This is a genomic window from Catenuloplanes atrovinosus (assembly GCF_031458235.1).
Lineage (GTDB): Bacteria > Actinomycetota > Actinomycetes > Mycobacteriales > Micromonosporaceae > Catenuloplanes > Catenuloplanes atrovinosus.
The window spans coordinates 493,761-513,750 of record NZ_JAVDYB010000001.1; the positions used below are offsets into that span (position 1 = coordinate 493,761).

Below are 19,990 nucleotides of genomic sequence, written 5' to 3' on the forward strand. Positions count from 1 at the left end.
ACTCACTTCTCCGTGATGGACGCCAGCTGGTCGTCCAGGTTGAACACCTCGGTCAGCAGCACGAACCCCTCGTCCGGCGGGCGCCCGTCGATGCCGGCGAAGAACTCCGACATCTCCGACTGCCAGCGCGCGTTGACCTCGGTCCGTGCCATCGCGGCCTGCGCCGCGCCCAGGTCGTCCGCCTCGACGTATCCGATGAGGAGCCCGTCCGGGCGCAGGAACAGGGAGTAGTTGCGCCAGCCGGTGTCCCGCAGCGCGGCCAGCATGTCCGGCCAGACGGCCCGGTGGCGCGACACGTACTCGTCGATGCGGTCCGGCTTGACGTGCAGCTCGAAGCAGTACCGTGGCACAACTACCCCCCGATGGACTCAGAAGTCGAACTGGTCGATGTTCTGCGCGGTGAACTCGGTCGGCGGGCCGAGCACGATCTCGCCGTTCGCGGCGATCGTGTACTCGCCGAGCCTGCCGGCCGTGAACGTCTCGCCCTCCTTGCCGGTGATCTGGCCGGACGCGAGCGCGGCACCGGCGTACGCGGCCAGGTACCCGATGTCGGCCGGCACCCAGAGCGCGAACTTCGTGACGGTGCCGTCCTTGACGTACTCCCGCATCTGGTTCGGCAGGCCCAGGCCGGTGATCGCGACCTTGCCCTTGTAGCTGGAGGAGGAGACGTACCGCGCGGCCGCGGCGATGCCCACCGTGGTCGGCGAGACGATCACCTTCAGGTTCGGGAACGACTGGAGCAGGCCCTGCGCCTCCTGGAACGACTTCTGGTCCTCGTCGTTGCCGTAGACCGTCTTGACCAGCTTCAGCTTGCTGTACTCCGGCTTCTTCAGCTCCTCCTCGACGACCTTGATCCACGCGTTCTGGTTGGTCGCGTTCGGCGTCGCGGAGAGGATCGCGATCTCGCCCTCGCCGCCGGCCAGCTCGTTCGCCATCTTCGCCAGGCTCTCGCCGATGCCCTGCGTGGTGGCCTGGTTGATGAAGACGTCGCGGCAGTCCTTGGACGCGTCCGAGTCGAACGAGACGACCTTGATGCCGGCCTGGCGCGCCTGGTTCAGCGACGGGCAGACCGCGTTCGGGTCGTTCGCCGCGATGCCGATCACGTCCTGCTGCTGCTGGATCAGCGTGTTGATGTAGCTGACCTGGCTGGACGCGGCCGCGTCGTTCGGGCCGACCAGCTTGTACTCGCCCTTCAGCTCGCCGACCGCGACCTCGCCGCCACCGGCCAGCACGTCCGAGTAGGGGTTGTTCAGCTGCTTGGGCAGGAAGGCGATCTTCAGGCCCTCCCTGGTCGCGGCGTTCGGGTCGGCGCTCGCGGTGGCGGCGGGACCGGCCGCGCCGTTGTCGTCGCCCTTGCTGGTGCCGCCGCACGCGGCGACGCCGAGCGTGAGCAGCGACGCGGTGGCCACGGCCAGCGCGCGCGTCGTGTGAATCCTCATGGGTGCCCTTCCTCTGATGCCACGGTGAGTGTGAAGATCAAAGACTTTTCGCGGGTACGGCCCGGAGCCGCCGCCGGTGCAGCGAGTTCCGCACGCCGGCGATGATGTTGGGCAGCAGCACGGACGCGATCAGCAGCAGGCCGGTGACGATGTTCAGCGCCTGGCCGGAGACGTCCTGGAGGCGCAGCGCGTTCTGCAGCACGGCCAGCAGCAGCACGCCGGAGAGCACCCCCCACAGGCTGCCCCGGCCGCCGAAGATGGAGACGCCGCCGAGCAGCACGGCCGCCACCACCGCCAGCTCCAGCCCGGCGCCGTTGTCCGCCCGCGCGCTGGAGTAGCGCAGCGTCCACAGCACGCCGGCCAGCCCGGCGATCGCGCCGCTCACCACGTACAGCCAGAACTTGGTCCGCGCGACGTCGATGCCGGAGAAGCGCGCGGCCTGGTCGTTCGCGCCGATCGCGAACAGCGAGCGGCCGAACGGCGTGGCGTGCAGCACCACCCCGAAGATCACTGCGAGCACGACCAGCAGGATCAGCACGTTCGGGATCGGGCCGCCGCCGATCGTGCCGGTGACCCAGCCGGTGAACGTCCACGGGAAGTCCGCCACCGCGGCGTCGCCCAGCACCACGAACGCGAGGCCGCGGTAGAGCGCCAGCGTGCCGATCGTGACCGCCAGCGACGGCAGGCCGAGCCGGGTGATCAGCACACCGTTCACGGCGCCGAGCAGCGCGCCGATCAGCACGCAGAGCGGGATGATCGTCTCGATGGTCAGCCCGCGGTTCCACAGGTCGCCCATGATCGCGCTGGTCAGGCCCAGCGTGCTGGCCACGCTCAGGTCGATCTCGCCGGTGATCACGATCATCGTCATCGGCAGCGCGATCAGCGCGATCGGCAGCAGATCCAGGATCAGGAACGTGAAGTTCGTGCTGTTGCCGAAGTTCTCCACGCCGATTGACGCGCCGGCCAGCACCGCGACGGTGATCAGGATGATCACGCTGTCCCAGCTCGCGAGCCGGCCCCTCAGCTCAGACATGCGAGTCCCTCTTCCTCAGCGAGCGGGCGATCCGGACGGCGACCAGCCGATCCGCGCCGATGGCCAGCACGATCAGCGCGCCGACGATGGCCTGCTGCCAGAACTGGTTGATGTCCAGCACCGCGAGCGCGCTGCCGATCACGGTCAGCAGCAGCGCGCCGAGGCCCGCGCCCCAGATCGTGCCGCTGCCGCCGAACACCGCCACGCCGCCGACCACCACGGCCGCCACCACCTGCAGCTCGTAGCCGTTGCCGGAGGACGCGTCGACGGTGCCGAACCGGGACGCGTAGAGCACGCCGCCGAGCCCGGCCAGCGAGCCGCTGATCACGAACGCGACCAGCGTGTTGCGGGCGATCCCGATGCCGGCCAGGCCGGCCGCCTGCGGGCTGGAGCCCATCGCGTACAGCTCGCGGCCGATCCGGTAGTTGCGCATCATCAGGCCGACGCCGGCGATCACCACCAGGGCGATCAGGACCAGCCACGGTACGCCGAGCAGGTCCGCGTTCGCGAAGCGCAGGAAGTGGCGCGGCACCTCGTCCGCGGTGACCTGCTGCCCACCGGCCCAGGAGTAGGTGATGCCGCGGTAGGCGTACATGGTGCCGAGCGTGACCACCAGCGCCGGCACGTTGCCGAAGTGCACCAGCGCGCCGTTGACCACGCCGGCCACCGCGCCGATCGCCAGGCCCAGCCCGATCGCCGCGACCATCGGCAGGCCCTGGTTGTGCTGCATGACCGTGGCCACGGTGAACGCGCTGAGGCCGAGCACCGAGCCGACGCTCAGGTCGATGTGCCGGGTGATCACCACGACCGCCATGCCGGCGGCGACCACGGCCAGGATCGCGGTGTTGAGCAGGATGTCCCGGACGCTCTGCGAGGACAGGAACCGGGGCTGGTTGATCGCGGTGAACGCGACCAGGGCCAGCAGCGCGAGCACGATGCCCAGCTCGCGCTGCTTCAGGATGTCTCCGGGCCGGAACCGCGGCGCCTTGGGTGCCTCGGTCACGGGCGCTGCCACGGTCATGCCGGCTTCCCCTCGACGCTGCGGTGCCGCCTCCTGGTCATGCGGCCACCTGCTGTCCCATCGCGGCGTACATCACGGACTCCTCGGTGGCGTCCTCGCGGGAGATCTCCGCGACCAGGTGGCCCTCGCGGAGCACCAGCACGCGGTCGGCCATGCCCAGCACCTCGGGCAGCTCGGACGACACCATCACCACGGCCATGCCGTCCGCCGCGAGCTGCGACATCAGGCGGTGCACCTCGGCCTTGGTGCCGACGTCGATGCCGCGCGTGGGCTCGTCCACGATCAGCAGCCTCGGCCCGGTGGCCAGCCACTTCGCGAGCACGACCTTCTGCTGATTGCCGCCGGAGAGCGTGCCGACCGCGTCGGATAGCCGGCCGAACTTCGTCCGCAGCCGCTCGGTCCAGTCGGTCGCCTCGCGCCGCTCGGCGCCGCCGAACAGCAGGCCCAGCCGCGCCAGCGCGCCGGAGCGGGGGAGCGTCACGTTCCGCTCGATCGACAGCTCCATCACCAGGCCCTGCTGGCGGCGGTCCTCCGGCACCAGCGCCATGCCCGCGGCCATCGCGGCGCGCGGGTTGCCCGGCTTGAGGCGCTTGCCGCCGAACGTGACGGTGCCCCGGTCGTACGGATCGACGCCGAACACGGCCTGCATGACCTCGGAGCGGCCGGAGCCGACCAGCCCGGCGAGCGCCACGATCTCACCGGCGCGCACCGTGAAGCTGATGTCCCGGAACACGCCCTCCCGGCTCAGCCCCTCGACGCGCAGCACCTCCTCGCCGGGCGTGACGTCCTGCTTGGGGAAGAGCGCGGAGAGGTCGCGGCCGACCATCCGCCGGATCATGTCGTCGACCGTGAGGTCCTCGACCCGCTCCGTGCAGACGTGCCGGCCGTCCCGCATGATCGTGACGCGCTGGCAGAGCGCGGTGATCTCCTCGAACCGGTGCGAGATGAACATGATCGCGGCGCCCTCGTCGCGCAGCGACCGCACCACGGAGAACAGCCGTTCGACCTCCACGCCGGAGAGCGCGGCGGTCGGCTCGTCCATGATCAGCACCCGGGCCCGCATGGAGAGAGCCTTGGCGATCTCGACGATCTGCTGATCCGCGATGGAGAGGCCGCGCGCCGGCCGGTCCGGGTCGACGCGCACGCCGAGCCGCGCGAACAGCCGCTCCGCCGTGGCTCGCATGGTCTTCCGGTCGATCTGGCGCAGCCGGGTCAGCGGCGCGTTGCCCATCGCGATGTTCTCCGCGACGGACAGGTCCGGGAAGAGCGTGGGCTCCTGGTAGATGACCGCGATGCCGGCGGCCTTGGCGTCCGCGGGGGAGTGGAACACCACGTCCCGGCCGTCTGCCCGGAGCGTGCCGGTGTCGGGCCGGTGCACGCCGGCCAGCATCTTGACGATCGTGGACTTGCCCGCACCGTTCTCACCGACCAGCGCGTGCGCCTCGCCGGCGTACAGCGGGAAGCCGACGCCCTGCACGGCGGCCACGGCGCCGAAGGACTTCGTGACGTCGATGACCTCAAGTAACGCCGGGCCTGACGACGCGCTTCGATCTGTCGTCACGGGCCACCTCCGCGTCTCGTCGTGTCGTTTGAAACATTTCAAGGTGTGTACGGCGACGCTAGGTGTCGCCGGTCACAGGTGTCAAGCCTGCGCGGGAAATCGTTAGGAAACATGACGTTCGCACGGATGTGCGTACCGTAAGGTGTCTCTACAACGTTTCAAAGCGTCAGGAGTGCGCCTTGGTGAGCCAGCAACGTGCCCGGCCGGGTTCCCGCACGCCCTCGGTCAAGGACGTGGCCGCCGCCGCGGACGTCTCGCTCGGCACCGTCTCGAACGTGCTCAACCGGCCCGAGCGGGTCAGCCCGGCCACCCGCGAGCGCGTCGAACGGGCCATGTCCGAGCTGGGTTTCGTGCGCAACGAGTCCGCGCGGCAGCTGCGCGCCGGGACCAGCCGCACGCTCGCCTACGTGATGCTGGACGCCACCAACCCGTTCTTCAACGACGTGGCGCAGGGCATCGAGCTGGCCGCGGAGGACGCGGACCTGTCGCTGTTCATCTGCAACAGCAACGGCCGTGCCGAGCGCGAGGAGGCGCACCTCGACCGCCTGCTCCAGCAGCGCGTGCAGGGCATCCTGATCACGCCGGTGAACGCGGACGCGCCGTACCTGGACGAGATATCCCGGCGCGGCATCCCGGTCGTGATCGTGGACCGGCATCGGGACGCCGGCACGTTCTGCTCGGTCGGCGTGGACGACGTGCTCGGCGGGCGCATCGCGGTGGAGCACCTGATCGAGCAGGGTCACTCCCGGGTCGCGTTCGTCGGCGGCCCCGACTCGATCGGCCAGGTCCGCGAGCGCCTCGAGGGCGCGCGCCAGATCTGGGCCGAGTTCGGCCGCAACCCCGATGACCTGGTGTGGCTGCCCACGGACGCGGTCACGGTCAGCGAGGGCCGGTCCGCCGGAGAGCGCCTGGCCGGCATCGCGGCGCGCCGCCGTCCCACCGCCGCGTTCTGCGCCAACGACCTGCTCGCGCTCGGGCTGTTGCAGCAGGCGGTCGGCGCGGGTGCGCGGGTGCCGGAGGACCTGGCGATCGTCGGCTTCGACGACATCGAGTTCGCCGCCGCGGCCGCGGTGCCGCTGACCTCGGTGCGGCAGCCGCGCCAGGAGCTGGGCCGCGCGGCCGCGAAACTGCTGCTGGACGAGGCGACCAATCCGCAGCACCGGCACGAGCAGGCCACGTTCATCCCGGAGCTGGTGGCGCGCGCGTCCACGGCCAACCGCTCATGACCGGTGTTGCCTTCGCCATGGGTAGCTCGACCCGCGCCTGCCGCTGACCACGCCCTGGCGGGTGTGTCGCGGCCGGACTTCTTGAACGTTTCATACGCCGGGCCGGGGGTTGACCGGGCCGCAGCGCGGGCCGTAACCTGTCCGAAATTCATGAAACGTTTCATGGCGTATTCGAGAGTCCCGGCCACCTCCGCGAGAAGGACACCATGACGAACCCCGCAGTGCGCGACCTGCTGACCCGCAGCAACCGGCTGGGCGCGGACCCGCGCAACACCAACTACGCCGGCGGCAACACCTCCGCGAAGGCGACCGACACCGACCCGGTGACCGGCGCGCCGACGGAGCTCGTCTGGGTGAAGGGCTCGGGTGGTGACCTCGGCACGCTGACCGAGGGGGGCCTCGCGGTGCTGCGGCTGGACCGGTTGCGGGCGCTCGTGGACGTGTACCCGGGTGACGCCGGCACCGCCGGCCCCGTCGACTCGGCGCGCGAGGACGAGATGGTGTCCTTGTTCGACTACTGCCTGCACGGGCGCGGGGGTGCGGCGCCGTCGATCGACACGGCCATGCACGGGCTGGTGGAGGCCGCGCACGTCGACCACCTGCACCCGGACGCGGGCATCGCGATCGCCACCGCGGCGGACGGGCCGGCGCTGACCAAGGAGATCTTCGGCGACCGCGTGGTCTGGGTGCCGTGGCGGCGGCCCGGCTTCCAGCTCGGCCTGGACATCGCGGCCGTGCAGAAGGCGAATCCGCAGGCGATCGGCTGCGTCCTCGGCGGGCACGGCATCACGGCCTGGGGCGCGACCAGCGAGGAGTGCGAGCGCAATTCGCTGACCATCATCGAGACCGCGGCGGCATACATCGAGGCGAACGGGCGGCCGGACCCGTTCGGCGCGACCGTGGTCGAGCCGCTCCCCGAGGCGGAGCGCCACGCCCGCGCGGCGGCGCTGTTCCCGGTGGTCCGTGGCCTGGCGTCCACCGACCGGCCGCAGGTCGGGCACTACACGGACGTGCCGGAGGTGCTCGACTTCGTGGGCCGGGAGCGGCTGGCGGAGTTGGCCGAGAAGGGCACCTCCTGCCCGGACCACTTCCTGCGTACCAAGGTGAAGCCCCTGGTGTTGGATCTGGGTCCGGACGCGTCCATCGAGGACACCGTCGCGCGGCTGAAGGAGCTGCACGAGGCGTACCGGGAGGACTACCGCGCCTACTACGAGCGGCACGCCGCGCCGGACAGCCCGGCCATGCGCGGCGCGGACCCGGCGATCGTGCTGGTGCCGGGCGTGGGCATGTTCTCCTTCGGGGCGAACAAGCAGACCGCGCGGGTGGCCGGCGAGTTCTACGTCAACGCGATCAACGTGATGCGCGGCGCCGAGGCGCTGTCCACCTACACGCCGATCGACGAGGCGGAGAAGTTCCGGATCGAGTACTGGGCGCTGGAGGAGGCGAAGCTGCGGCGCATGCCGAAGCCGAAGCCGCTGGCCACCCGGGTCGCGTTCGTGACCGGCGGCGGCTCCGGCATCGGGCGCGCGATCGCGCTGCGCCTCGCGGCCGAGGGCGCCTGCGTGGTGGTCGCGGACCGCAACCTGGACACCGCGCGGACGGTGGCGGGCGAGATCGGCGGCACCGACGCGGCGATCGCGGTCGAGGCGGACGTGACGGACGGCGACGCGGTCGCCAGGGCGCTGGCCACGGCGACGCGCGCGTTCGGCGGCGTCGACCTGGTCGTCAACAACGCCGGGCTCTCCGTCTCCAAGCCGCTGCTGGAGACCACGGAGGCGGACTGGGACCTGCAGCACGACGTGATGGCGAAGGGCTCCTTCCTGGTCTCCCGCGAGGCCGCGAAGATCCTGATCGCGCAGGGCATGGGCGGCGACATCGTCTACATCTCCTCGAAGAACTCGCTGTTCGCCGGTCCGAACAACGTGGCGTACGGCGCGGCCAAGGCCGACCAGGCGCACCAGGTGCGGCTGCTCGCGGCGGAGCTGGGCGGCCACGGCATCCGGGTCAACGGCATCAACCCGGACGGCGTGGTCCGCGGCTCGGGCATCTTCGCCGGCGGCTGGGGCGCGAAGCGGGCCGCGGTCTACGGCGTGCCGGAGGAGGAACTGGGCGCCTATTACGCGCAGCGCACGCTGCTCAAGCGCGAGGTGCTGCCGGAGCACGTGGCGAACGCCGTGTTCGTGCTGACCGCGGGCGAGCTGTCGCACACCACCGGCCTGCACGTCCCGGTCGACGCCGGCGTGGCCGCGGCCTTCCTCCGATGACCGCGCGATCGTTCGCCGCCGTCGACCTGGGCGCCTCGTCCGGCCGGGTGATCAGGGCGCGCCTGGACGGCGGCACGCTCACGCTGGACGAGGTGCACCGCTTCCCGAACGAGCCGGTCCCGGTCGGCGGCACGCTGCACTGGGACATCCTGGCGCTGTACCGAGGCGTGCTGGACGGACTGCGCGCGGCCGGGCCGGTGGACAGCATCGGCATCGACTCGTGGGCGGTCGACTACGGCCTGCTGGACTCCACCGGTGCGCTGCTCGGCAACCCGGTGCACTACCGGGACGCGCGCACCACCGGCGTCTGGCGGGACGTGGCCGCGCGGATCGGCGAGGAGCGGCTGTACGCGGTCACCGGCCTGCAACAGCTGCCCTTCAACACCCTGTACCAGTTGTCCGCCGCGATCGGCACCCCGCAGCTGGCCGCCGCGCACCGGTTCCTGATGATCCCCGACCTGATCGCCTACTGGCTGACCGGCGAGATCGGCGCGGAGATCACCAACGCGTCCACCACCCAGCTCTACGACCTGCGGAAACGTGCCTGGTCCAGCGAGCTGATCGCACAGGCCGGGCTGGACGAGCGGCTGTTCCCGCCGCTGCGCGAGCCGGGCACCGTGATCGGGCGGGCACGGGACCTCGACGGCGGGCCGGCCGTGGTCGCGGTCGGCTCGCACGACACCGCCTCCGCGGTGGTGGCGGTGCCGGCGGCGGACGCGCACTTCGCGTACATCTCCTGCGGCACCTGGTCGCTGGTCGGCGTGGAGCTCGACGAGCCGGTGCTCACCGAGGCCGGCCGCGCCGCCAACTTCACCAACGAGGGCGGCGTCGACGGCACCATCCGCTACCTGCGCAACGTGATGGGCCTCTGGCTGCTCCAGGAGTCCTGCCGCGTCTGGGGCGGGCCCGACCTGCCGGGCCTGCTGGCCGAGGCCGCGGTGCGCGAGCCGTTCGCCTCCGTGGTCGACCCGGATCACCCGGACTTCCTGGCGCCCGGCGACATGCCGGCCCGGATCGCGGAGTTCTGCCGCCGTACCGGCCAGCCGGTCCCGGCCGACCCGCCCGCGGTGGTCCGGACCGTCGTGGACAGCCTGGCGCTCGCCCACCGCCGCACGGTCCGCGAGGCCGCCGCGCTCTCCGGCCGGCGCGTCGACGTGGTCCACGTGGTCGGCGGCGGCGCCCGCAACGCGCTGCTCTGCCAGCTCACCGCGGACGCCTGCGGGCTCCCGGTGCTGGCCGGGCCGGTCGAGGCGACCGCGCTCGGCAACGTGCTGGTGCAGGCGCGCGCGGCGGGCGCGGCCGGTCCCGGCCTGGCCGAGCTGCGCGCGCTGCTGCGCGAGACGCAGCCGCTCACCCGCTACGAGCCGCGCGGCGGTCAGGACGCGTGGTCCGCCGCAGCCTCCCGGCTGGGCTGGGACGAGCCCTAGAAGCACCACACGGTACGGACGGCGGCGCGGCCCGCTCGGCACGGGAGTCCGAGGGGGCCGCGGTCGCCTCATCGACGTCCACCATTGCGTACGCAGCGAGCGCGCTCTATAAACAGTCCTAATTGAAAGCGCTCTCTCCGTAGGAGCAGGCCGATGAAGAAGGTCCTGACCTGGCTGGCGGCAGCCGTCCTCGCCGCCGGTTCCGCGATCCTCGTGCACCCGGGCGCCGCGAACGCCGCCTACGTCCCCAAGACGCCGCCGCTGTCCACGCCGTGGACCTCGCAGGTGTCGCTGACCAACCCGCTGCCGGAGTACCCGCGGCCGCAGCTGACCCGGCCGGACTGGCAGAGTCTCAACGGGCAGTGGCAGTTCACCGCGTCGTCGCAGATCACCACGCCGCCGGTCGGGCAGACGCTGCCGGAGACCGTGCTGGTGCCGTACCCGATCGAGTCGGCGCTGTCCGGCATCATGCGGCACGAGAACCTCATGTTCTACAAGCGCACGTTCACCGTGCCCGCGTCCTGGTCCGGCCGGCGCGTGCAGCTCAACTTCGGCGCGGTCACCTGGCGGGCGAACGTGTGGGTCAACGGCGTCAGCGCCGGCTCGCACACCGGCGGGTACGACGCGTGGTCGCTGGACGTCACGCCCCACCTCAACGGCGGCACGAACGAGCTGATCGTCGGCGTGCACTCGCCGGTGGACGCGGCCGGCATCCCGCTCGGCAAGCAGCGGCTCAACCCGAGCGGCATCTTCTACACGGCCGCGTCCGGGATCTGGCAGAGCGTCTGGCTGGAGCCGACCGCGCCGGGACGGATCACCCGGTTGGACACCACTCCGGACGTACCCGGGCAGGCCCTCGACCTGGATGTGCGGACTGCCGGCGCGTCCGGCCAGACCGTCACCGCGACCGTCTCCACCGGCGGCACCACGGTGGCCACCGCGTCCGCGCCGGTCGGCACGCGACTGCGCATCCCGCTGCCGAACGCGCGCCTGTGGAGCCCGGACGACCCGTTCCTCTACGACCTGCGCGTCACGCTCTCCGGCGGCGACAGCGTGGGCGGATATTTCGGCATGCGGTCCATCTCGACCGCGGTCGTCAACGGCTTCCTGCGCCCGGTGGTGAACGGCCGGTTCTACTTCCAGATGGGCACGCTGGACCAGGGCTACTGGCCGGACGGCATCTACACCGCGCCCACGGACGAGGCGCTGCGCTTCGACCTGGAGCGGCAGAAGGCGCTCGGCTACAACACCGTCCGCAAGCACATCAAGGTGGAGCCGGCGCGCTGGTTCTACCACGCGGACCGGCTCGGGCTGCTGGTCATGCAGGACATGCCGTCCATGCGCACCGGCGTCAACCCGTCCGCCGCCGACCGCACCACCTTCGAGGACGAGCTGCGGCGCATGATCGACCAGCTGCGCGGCATCACGTCGATCGTGCAGTGGATCCCGTTCAACGAGGGCTGGGGCGAGTACGACGAGGCCCGGATCACCGACCTGGTCAAGGCGTACGACCCGACCCGGCTGGTGAACGGCAACTCCGGCTCCAACTGCTGCGGGCGCGACCCGGGCAACGGCGACGTGGTCGACGACCACATCTACGTCGGCCCCGGCGTCACCGCGCTGCCCAGCGCCACCCGGATCGCGCAGCTCGGCGAGTTCGGCGGCCTCGGCCTGCGCGTGGCCGGGCACGAGTGGCAGCCGGGCGCCGGCTTCAGCTACGAGATGACCGCGGACCCGGCCGCGCTGACCCGGCGGTACGTGGAGGTCACCGACACGCTGCAGGGGCTGATCCGGTCGCGCGGGCTGTCCGGATCGATCTACACCGAGCCGACGGACGTGGAGAACGAGCTCAACGGCCTCTACACGTACGACCGGCAGGTCTTCAAGATGAACGAGGCCCAGGTCCGGGCCGCCCACCAGGCCGTGCAGGGCGCCGCCGCCTGGCTGCGGCCCGGCGAGTCGATCTCGCTCGGCGTGACCACGCCCGGCTTCACCGACCGCTACCTGCGCCACTCCGCGTCGCTCGGCGTCACCGCGCCGATCTCGGACCCGCTGTCCCGCCAGGACACCACGTTCCGGGTACGGCCGGGCCTGGCCGGCTCCGGCTGCTGGTCGTTCGAGTCGCGCAACCTGCCGGGCCGCTACCTGCGGCACGCGAACTCCCGGCTGCGCCTGGACGCCTCCGACGGCAGCGCGCTGTTCGCCGCGGACGCCACGTTCTGCGCGCGGACCGGCAAGACCGCCGCGGGCATCTCGTTCGAGGCCTACAACCAGCCGGGCCGGTTCCTGCGCCACTACAACGGCGAGGTCTGGATCGCGGCGTCCGGCGGCGGTAACCCGTGGGACGGCGCCGCCTCGTTCGCCGCGGACACCACCTGGCAGGTGGCCTCCCCGTGGTGGCGCAGCGGCGCGGACCTGGCCGCGGGCGCGCGCGTGTCGCTCGGCGTGACCACGCCCGGCTTCACCGACCGCTACCTGCGCCACCAGGACTCGCTCGGCGTGACGTCCGTGGTCACCGCGTCCTCGGACGCCACCAGCCGGGCGGACGCCACGTTCACGGTCCGGCCCGGCCTGGCGGACCCGTCCTGCTACTCGCTCGAATCGGTCAACTATCCGGGCCGCTACCTGCGCCACTCCAACTTCCGCCTGCGCCTGGACGCCTCCGACGGCGGCACGGTCTTCCCGTGGGACGCCACGTTCTGCGCGGAGCCGGGCACGGGCGGCGGCGTGACGCTGTGGTCCTACAACATGGCCGGCCACGCGGTCCGGCACTACTCGGCGCAGGTGTGGATCGCCGCGTCCGGCGGCCCGCACACGCCGCAGGACTCCGCGGCCGGCTACGCCGCCGACACCTCCTGGCGGGTCGCCGCGCCGCTCGGGTGATGACGCTCCGGGCCGGCGGGTCCGCCCGCCGGCCCGGGCCTCAGAAGTTCGACAGGACGTCCCGCATGACGGCCTCGATGGTGATCGGGTCGGTCGCGTCGTAGGACAGCGCCCGCGTGGCCGCGGAGATCTTGCCGAGCGTGACCGCGTCGGCCTCCTCGCCGTACGCGATGGTGAAGACGCGGACCGCGCGGTCCGGGTCCTGCTCGCTCAGGCCGGTGAGCAGCGTCTCCAGGTTGTCGTCCGCCGGGTACTCGTTCTCCCCGTCGGAGATCAGGATGACCGCGCTGATCCGGTCCGGGTCGGCGCGTGCGGTCATCTCCCGCACCGCGGCGCGGGTGGTGGCGTAGAGCGCGGTCGGCCCGGCGGCCCGCAACGCCTGCACCTCGCTCCCGAACTCGCCGGAGACGTCCGCGACCGGCCCCGGCGCCAGCAGCGGGCGCCACGGCGTGGGCCCGGCCCCCAACTCGCCGCTGAACTCCCACAGCCCGACCCGGTCGTCCGCGGTGAGGTGGCGAGGCACCTGCGCGGCCGCGGACCGGGCCAGCGCCAGCTTCGACCGGCCGGCCGCCTCGACCATCGTGTTCATCGAGGCCGAGGTGTCCATCACCACCAGCACGTCGGCGCGCCGGCGGGTCTGCTCCCACAGCTCCGTCACGCCGTCGATCACCCCGATGTCCGGCGTACGCACCGGCTGGTAGACCGGCGTGGGCACGGTCCCGGCCTCGGTGGTGTGCGGCGTGCCGGGCTTGCCCTCCGCGTCCCGGAACCCGGCGTCCGTGAACATCTCCGCGTTCTCCCCGGCGAAGGCGAGGAAGTCCTCCGCGGCCAGCCGGCGCTCGGGCGTCACCCACGCGGCGTCCAGCACCAGCGCGGGATGGTCCTGGACGATCGTGCCGTCGCTCGGGAAGACGGCCGCGAGCGGCTGCCGCGGCGCGGTCTCCTGGCGCGGCGGGTCGTCGAGGATGGTGCCCTGGTTGTAGTCGAGCACCACCTTCTCCTCCAGCGCGACGGCGCTGATGTACCCGAGGCCGTCGTCCTCCTGAGCGGCGTTGTACAGGTTGCCGAGGAACGCGTGCGGCTGGCTGCCGTAGTGCACCGTGGCAAGCTCCAGGTCGCGCAGGTCGCCGGCGACGCCGGGCAGCGTGTCCGTGGTGAGCGACGGTGCGCCGCTGAGCGCGGAGGCGCTCGCGACCGTGGCGAGCAGGCCGGTCGTGGACTCCAGCGGATTCGTCTTGCCGAACCGGAATCGGCCCCACTCCGGGTGCCCCTTCGCACCCCAGCCGTTCGGGTCGCGGGCCAGTGCCAGCAGGTCGCGCCAGCCGATCGGGGTCTCCGGCCAGCCGAGCGCGCGGGCCATCGGCTGCGGCATCGCGATCACCACCGGCGTGGTGGCGAGGCTGCGGGCGGCGCCGACGCCGGTGACCCGGCCGGGCCGCTCCGCGACCGAGGCGCGCAGCCGCTCGACCCACACGCTGGACGACGGGCTCCAGATGTCCGGCCGTTCCGCGTCGCTCCAGGTGGCACCCGGCTGGCCGGCCAGCGCCTGGTACGCACCACGCGAGTCGTTGATCGTGAGCTGGACGGAGACGCACCGGTCCGCGACCCGCCGGCCGGATCGGCCGTAGCCGTCGGTCAGGTCCTTGAGCTGCACGAACTTCTCTTCGGAGGTCCACATCCGCAGCTCGATGCACTTCTCCTGCCGCATCACCGCGGTGATCATCAAGCTCACCACGACGATCACCGCGACCGCGGCCGCCAGCAGTGGGATCAGGCGCCGTGCCCGCATCGCCGCTCCTCGTCCTCGGTGGGCGCGTCCGTCCCGGGAAGCCACCGCGAGGTGCTTGTGACGCTGCTGACCACCGACATCGCCCCCCGCGCCCGGACCACCCGCTCCGTCTCGGCCTGCACCCGCTCGACCATAGCCGCGGTGCGCGCCCGGGTCGCCCGGGTTTCCACGAGGACGAGCCCCGCGACCGCCCGGCACAGCGTACCGGCGATCACTCCGGGCCACCCGCGGTCCCCACCCGGGTTCGTTCCGGCACGGCGCGAAGCGTAGCCCAGACGGATCGGTGGCGGGCGTCCCCCGCACCTCGGCCTCCACAGTGTCCGTTTCGGCCACACCCTACGATCAACCGGTGCGAATCGAGTTCACGTACGCGCGTCCCCGCGAGTACTTCCGCGACCAGCAGGCGCAGGCGGCCCGCGCCGCCGCGATGCCGAGCCTGCTCGGTGCCGTGGCGCTGATCGCGGTCGGGCCCTCCTGGGCCGCGTTCGCCCTGCTGTCGCCGGACGTCACGGACGAGCTGGCGCTGGCCGGGCTCGCGCTGATGCTGATCGCGGTGGGGCTCGCCATCCGGGCGCACGACCAGTGGCAGGAGGGCATGACCGTGCCCGCGTCCTGGTGCCTGCCGCGCGAGTGGCTGATCACGGAGGAGGCGCTGGAGTCCACCACGCCGATCGGCAGCACCACGTGGAACTGGGCGGGCATCCGCTACGCGGTGCGCATCCCGAACGCGTACTTCTTCCGCGCGGAGGTCGGCGGACGCTCCTTCGACGTGCCGCGCGAGCCGCTCACCGAGGAGCAGGAACAGGCGCTGGAGGACTTCATGGTCGAGCGCGGCCTGGTCATCGACGAGCCGGTCCGGGCGCGCTGACCGGTGTCATGAACCTGGCGGGTGTCAGGATCCTGCTTCACTCAGGCGGCGTGGCCGGACCACCGCTGGTGCTTGTCTCGCCCAGGTCGGGCGGCCCGAGAGTCCATCTCTAGGTGTTCATTAGGTGACTGCTACGGCACGATCGATGCTGGTCGTGCTGCGATGCCTGGCCAGCAGACGCAACAATCTTCAAGACGCTGGAGGCTTGAGGGCCCGGAAGAGCTCGCATCATCCTGCCGAGAACAACTGTGCACTGATGACTTCCGAATCCGGCTCGCCTACCGTAGGTCTCAGGGCGACGATTGGAGGGACGGGTGGGCGGCCAAGAGGCGATACGCGGGTTCGAGTATCAGTTTCTACGCACTCTCGAATACGCTTTCGAAGCGATGCTGGACACGTCCTCCGCGGTTACCGGCATCTACGTCGAAAGTCCACCGCCGAGCGGTCCGGATGACGATAGTGAAGCGGTTGACTTCGCCGTCTATCGTAATGCCGAGTGCCTCATCAAGGCGCAGGTGAAGACCACTGGCGCCGCGCAATTTACAGCGTCGGCCGCAGTAGCGGTTCTGTTGCGACTCATAAGCGGGCCAGCGGACACTTACCTTCTTCTCGTCACTAGGCCTGCTACGGGCGAGTTCGGGAATTTGTGTGCCGCCCTAGAGGGTTCCGGCGGGTCGGATAAACACTTCAAAGATTCGTTGTTGTCGCTGGTGCGTCGATCGAACTCTGTGGCCGAGAAGCTTCGCCAGCTCGACGAGGAAGGCTGGCGTAGACTACGGCGATGCCGTATCGCGATCGATAATCGCTCGGTATTCGAGATAAGACGTCAGATGCGCGAGACTGTCCGGCACTTGCGCCGAAAGTATCGCACCGGCTCGCCTGGCTGGGATGCCGCAGGACTTCTTCTCGGGCATCTCCTTTGGGACGTGCTGTCTGCTGCGGCCGATCCCGGCGTGCCGCTGATTCCGCTGGATTCAATTCGAAATGCGTTGGCGATGGACGATGCGTCGCTCGCGGCCGCCGTGGCCGGACGCAAGTGGGCGCTCAACGTGGGGGCCCCACCACGTCTCACCGATGTCGCTCGTCCGGAGCTCATCGACCGAATCGCCGAAACGCTCGTTGTGCCTAATCCCACCCCGCAGGTTCCCGTATGCGTTCTTCATGGACTGTCAGGAATTGGCAAAACTAGCCTGGCAGCGGCATGGGCGAATGACCGTAGCGACGATTACGCCGTGATTTTCTGGATTGATTCAGCAACTGCAGAATCCATCGACGGTTCATTCCGGAATGTCGACAGATGGATTCAAGCGAACGTGCAGCCACAACCTGTAGAACAGCGACTGCATGCTCGTATTCAGGCTGGGCTGGCAAGGATTACTGTCCCATGGTTGATCGTATTCGACAATGCGCCCGACTCGCGTCATATCAAGCGTTGGCTGCCGAGTGCTGGAGTGGGCCACGGAATAGTGACTACGACGGACCCATCCTCATGGAATGGCGCCCACATTTTCAAACTTGAGGTGCCGACGATGACTGAGAGTCAAGCCATAACGCTGCTCTTGCGGCGGATGAGGATGGGCTTGGAATCAATGCCGCCGAAAGCTCAGGTGATCAAGCTCGCTGACCACTTGCTACGGTGGCCGCTGGCGCTCGAACTGGCTTCCGCATATCTGGTCGACACCCATGAAGGGCTTGCCGGGATGGCGGATTACGAACGCTTGGTGCGGCGAGCGCTCGACGATGACGATTCGATACCGCCGGGGTATCCCAGCACCTTGGTTGGCGCCGTGCTGCTCGCCATGCGTCGCATGGAGCGACGCGGTGAGACCGACGACGCGGCAAGCGTCGCGCGCATGGCTTTACGCTTTGCTGCCTTTATGCAGCCACGACATATACCCTTTCACTTGCTTATGGCAAATGTATTTGTCCATCCCGAGGAGGATGTTCGCGAAGTTGCACACTCATTTGCGGCCTACAGTGGTGCCGACCCGCCTGCCGGCGAGATTCTGCGAGAGATGCTCAGAGGTTCACTGGTTGCCATCGACGCGCCCATATTCGGTGGTGTGGACGAGCGTGTGACGGTGCAGTCGTTCGACTTCTCGGTCGGCATGAACGAGATCGTGCAAGAGGTAATCCGCAATGATGTTTCCAGAGAGAACGCGGTCGCATTCGTCGTCACTCAAGCCGGCTACCACTCGCAGCGCTGGCTGCAGCATCTGATCGATGCAGATCGACATGACTTGGCCCTGGTTTTCAAAGGCCACTGTGTCTATCTAGCGAGGGCTGCACTTCGGCATGACATCAGCAACTACGCTACTGCGCTGCTATGGGGGAATGCGGCAACTGCGTTGGGGCTCGCCGAAGAATGGCGTGAGGCGGAAGTTTACCTGCGTGCGGAGCTGGCGTACCTCAGATCCACCAACGACAGGCTATCGCCGACGATGGCGGTCGGTACATACGCTCAGCTCGCACTGGCGATCATGCGTCAAGCTGCTCGTGCAATCGACATCGTAGATGAAGTGTGCGATCTACTGGACGAGGTGGTTGCCTGGCACGCGAGGGCGACACCGGCGGATGGCGCCAGCGCGAGGACTCCCACGTTCGGTGCCTTTCAGGTGGCATACAACCTCGGGGTCGATCTTCCGGATCATCGGCGAGTCAAGGATTTGGCGGGCGTCTTGCTTGCCCTAGTGTCGAGGGACGACTCTGCGGATCCGAAGGCTTCTGTCGCGATGGATGTTCACAGCCTGGGCGAAAGACTGCGGGCGAATGATAACCTGAATCAATTGATCACTGACATCGAGCTCCGCCTGCAAGATTCTGCGTATATGTTGCACTGGACGACTTTGCGGCGATTTAGTGTCGAGGCGCGCATGTACAAGAATCAGTATGGCGCGGCTGCTGCGATAGTGCGTGATATGAGTCGATATGCCGCCCTGGAAACGTTCCAATATAGCGATGTAGAGACGCTGCTCTCCAATGTGGCGCATCATTGCTTGAGCTTCGCTGCTGAAGGATCCGCCGATGCGCTGGAAGTACTCGTTGAGACCTGCAATCTCGCAGAGAGGTATTTGGCTGGAGGTAGGGCCTTGCGGCCGGGCGACCAAGCCAGGCTGGACATCGTTCGAGCCTACCTGGCTCTATACCAGACCGATTTTCTGGCGATGATAGAACGTCTAGAAGGTGTGAACCGACGAGACGTCGAGGCGATCGAGTCCGGGCGAAAAGTCGGCGTGGCTGATGTGCACTGGCTCATGTGTCGATGGGTAGAGACATTGCCGGAACCCGTTGCTCGAGCAGTGGGACGGTCTCGTGACTAAGCGGCGGAAGGCTCCGATCCGCCGGCCGATTACCCGAAACGCTGCTGTGGTTCGGACTCTCACATATCCGACCCTGCCGAAATCGGCGCTTACCGGATGGTTGTCACCCGAGATGGCCGCCGACGTCCGGCCGCTGTTTGTTACTGTGCTCGCGCATCGACGAGTGGTGAGCGGAAGGCGATATCATTCACCTCTGGTCACCTGCTATGAGGTGCTACGTGCGTTTTCCCTACTCGGATACCGAGCCGGTCTCCTCGAGGTTGATGTCACCGTTGTTGACCTGGACCGCGGTGGAAAGCGAATCGCATCGGTGGGTGGCCACGTCGTTGTCGATGCGACGTCATTCAACCGGATCGTCGACCCGGCCCTCTTTCTTCGACGCGAGATCAGGCGTGCGGTCGGCCCGGCGACGCCCACGACCCCTGTTGTGTTCCCGAGGACGGAAGCCCTGAGGAGGCCTGGCAATGCGGTCGCGCGACCGCCTCACGCGATGCTGTACGACTTCGCGCCGGGCTCATTGAGCGCGGATATGATCGAGCGCGGTGACGCTCTTCTGGAGGCGGAGCGCAACGCACTTCTCACTGCTTCCCAGGCCCTCTCCATCATCTTGGCGCTGTGGAATCTCGACTCTAGTCGAATTGGGCTCAATCCTTTGCTGCAAGGATATGCAGACCGTGGGCCCGAATAGAATTTTCCCCTATCAGTCTATCTATCTATTTAGACCTATCCGCGCGCTCGAAGGGCCGCTTGAGTAATCCGGAGGACGCGCCCCCTCCCTTGTGGCGTCCGCGTGTCGGCCCGAGAGTCGACTCGCTGCAGTAATCAATTAATGTCAGGCTTCGTGGAGTCGGCGGGGCTCGAACCCGCCACCTCTGCCGTGCGAAGACAGCGCTCTTCCCGATGAGCTACGACCCCTCGTACCCGGAGTGCGATTTGAACGCACACTGTCGCCGCGCTGAACGGCGTGCCTCCTGCCAGTTGGGCTACCCGGGCTTGAAATGATTGCGTGCCTCCGGCGCGACTCGAACGCGCAACCACGGCGTCCTCAACGCCGTTCCTCTGCCAATTGGGATACGAAGGCATGGCGAATGAAGAATTGTCGGGAAGGCAAAGAAAAACCGCCCGATCCCGATGCGGGGAGGGCGGCGTGGTCTCGCGC

Annotated in this window: 14 protein-coding genes and 3 tRNA genes; 7 read left to right on the top strand and 10 right to left on the bottom strand. The window is 69.2% G+C overall.

Features of this window, described 5'->3' with window-relative positions; genetic code table 11:
* Positions 1–2: 2 nt before the first annotated feature.
* From J2S41_RS02210 to J2S41_RS02230, 5 genes are read right to left on the bottom strand one after another with little or no spacing between them, the layout of a single operon-like run.
* Entirely contained in the window at positions 3–350 is a 348-nt protein-coding gene (locus J2S41_RS02210; RefSeq protein WP_310362341.1) for an L-rhamnose mutarotase, read from the bottom strand.
* Positions 351–368: 18 nt separating this feature from the next.
* Positions 369–1,439: a rhamnose ABC transporter substrate-binding protein gene (gene rhaS, locus J2S41_RS02215; protein WP_310362344.1), complete on the bottom strand. Its 1,071-nt coding sequence runs from the start codon at positions 1,437–1,439 to the stop codon at positions 369–371.
* A 37-nt stretch (positions 1,440–1,476) separates the two neighbouring features.
* Positions 1,477–2,472 (bottom strand): ABC transporter permease, encoded by a 996-nt coding sequence (locus J2S41_RS02220; protein ID WP_310362345.1) that lies wholly within the window; start codon positions 2,470–2,472, stop codon positions 1,477–1,479.
* The gene (locus J2S41_RS02225; protein WP_310362348.1) at positions 2,465–3,493 is read right to left on the bottom strand and encodes an ABC transporter permease; all 1,029 of its coding nucleotides are present in this window, start codon (positions 3,491–3,493) and stop codon (positions 2,465–2,467) included. Before J2S41_RS02225 ends, J2S41_RS02220 begins: the two co-directional genes overlap by 8 nt.
* Before the next feature lie 37 nt (positions 3,494–3,530).
* Positions 3,531–5,054: a sugar ABC transporter ATP-binding protein gene (locus tag J2S41_RS02230; protein WP_310362351.1), complete on the bottom strand. Its 1,524-nt coding sequence runs from the start codon at positions 5,052–5,054 to the stop codon at positions 3,531–3,533.
* Positions 5,055–5,236: 182 nt separating this feature from the next.
* Here J2S41_RS02230 and J2S41_RS02235 point away from each other — a divergent pair, with 182 nt between their 5' ends.
* The 4 genes from J2S41_RS02235 (at position 5,237) to J2S41_RS02250 (ending at position 12,854) form a co-directional block, all read left to right on the top strand.
* Positions 5,237–6,280, top strand: a complete 1,044-nt coding sequence (locus J2S41_RS02235) for a LacI family DNA-binding transcriptional regulator (protein ID WP_310362354.1) — start codon at positions 5,237–5,239, stop codon at positions 6,278–6,280.
* 206 nt (positions 6,281–6,486) lie between these two features.
* Positions 6,487–8,544, top strand: a complete 2,058-nt coding sequence (locus tag J2S41_RS02240) for a bifunctional aldolase/short-chain dehydrogenase (protein ID WP_310362357.1) — start codon at positions 6,487–6,489, stop codon at positions 8,542–8,544.
* Positions 8,541–9,971: a rhamnulokinase gene (locus J2S41_RS02245; RefSeq protein ID WP_310362360.1), complete on the top strand. Its 1,431-nt coding sequence runs from the start codon at positions 8,541–8,543 to the stop codon at positions 9,969–9,971. Before J2S41_RS02240 ends, J2S41_RS02245 begins: the two co-directional genes overlap by 4 nt.
* A 153-nt stretch (positions 9,972–10,124) precedes the next feature.
* Positions 10,125–12,854, top strand: coding sequence for an AbfB domain-containing protein (locus J2S41_RS02250; RefSeq protein WP_310362363.1), 2,730 nt, complete (start codon positions 10,125–10,127; stop codon positions 12,852–12,854).
* Positions 12,855–12,894: 40 nt separating this feature from the next.
* Here J2S41_RS02250 and J2S41_RS02255 read toward each other — a convergent pair whose 3' ends face one another.
* Together J2S41_RS02255 and J2S41_RS02260 are read right to left on the bottom strand one after the other, a co-directional pair.
* Positions 12,895–14,643, bottom strand: a complete 1,749-nt coding sequence (locus tag J2S41_RS02255) for a substrate-binding domain-containing protein (protein WP_310362366.1) — start codon at positions 14,641–14,643, stop codon at positions 12,895–12,897.
* Positions 14,625–14,765, bottom strand: coding sequence for a hypothetical protein (locus J2S41_RS02260; protein WP_310362368.1), 141 nt, complete (start codon positions 14,763–14,765; stop codon positions 14,625–14,627). The genes J2S41_RS02255 and J2S41_RS02260 overlap by 19 nt, the downstream gene beginning before the upstream one ends.
* Positions 14,766–14,992: 227 nt before the next feature.
* On the opposite strand from J2S41_RS02260, the gene J2S41_RS02265 reads away from it, so the two are divergent.
* The 3 genes from J2S41_RS02265 (at position 14,993) to J2S41_RS02275 (ending at position 19,519) form a co-directional block, all read left to right on the top strand.
* Positions 14,993–15,511 (top strand): hypothetical protein, encoded by a 519-nt coding sequence (locus J2S41_RS02265; protein WP_310362371.1) that lies wholly within the window; start codon positions 14,993–14,995, stop codon positions 15,509–15,511.
* Positions 15,512–15,825: 314 nt separating this feature from the next.
* A complete protein-coding gene (locus J2S41_RS02270) occupies positions 15,826–18,831 on the top strand; it encodes a tetratricopeptide repeat-containing protein (RefSeq protein ID WP_310362373.1) in 3,006 nt (1,001 codons plus the stop codon).
* A gap of 112 nt (positions 18,832–18,943) precedes the next feature.
* Positions 18,944–19,519, top strand: a complete 576-nt coding sequence (locus J2S41_RS02275) for a hypothetical protein (protein WP_310362376.1) — start codon at positions 18,944–18,946, stop codon at positions 19,517–19,519.
* A gap of 154 nt (positions 19,520–19,673) precedes the next feature.
* Here the strand turns inward: J2S41_RS02275 and J2S41_RS02280 are convergent.
* From J2S41_RS02280 to J2S41_RS02290, 3 genes are all read right to left on the bottom strand, one after another.
* Positions 19,674–19,746: transfer RNA gene (locus J2S41_RS02280), tRNA-Ala, on the bottom strand.
* 3 nt (positions 19,747–19,749) lie between these two features.
* Positions 19,750–19,824 (bottom strand) — tRNA-Leu (locus tag J2S41_RS02285).
* A 14-nt stretch (positions 19,825–19,838) separates the two neighbouring features.
* Positions 19,839–19,912: transfer RNA gene (locus J2S41_RS02290), tRNA-Leu, on the bottom strand.
* Positions 19,913–19,990 lie beyond the last annotated feature (78 nt).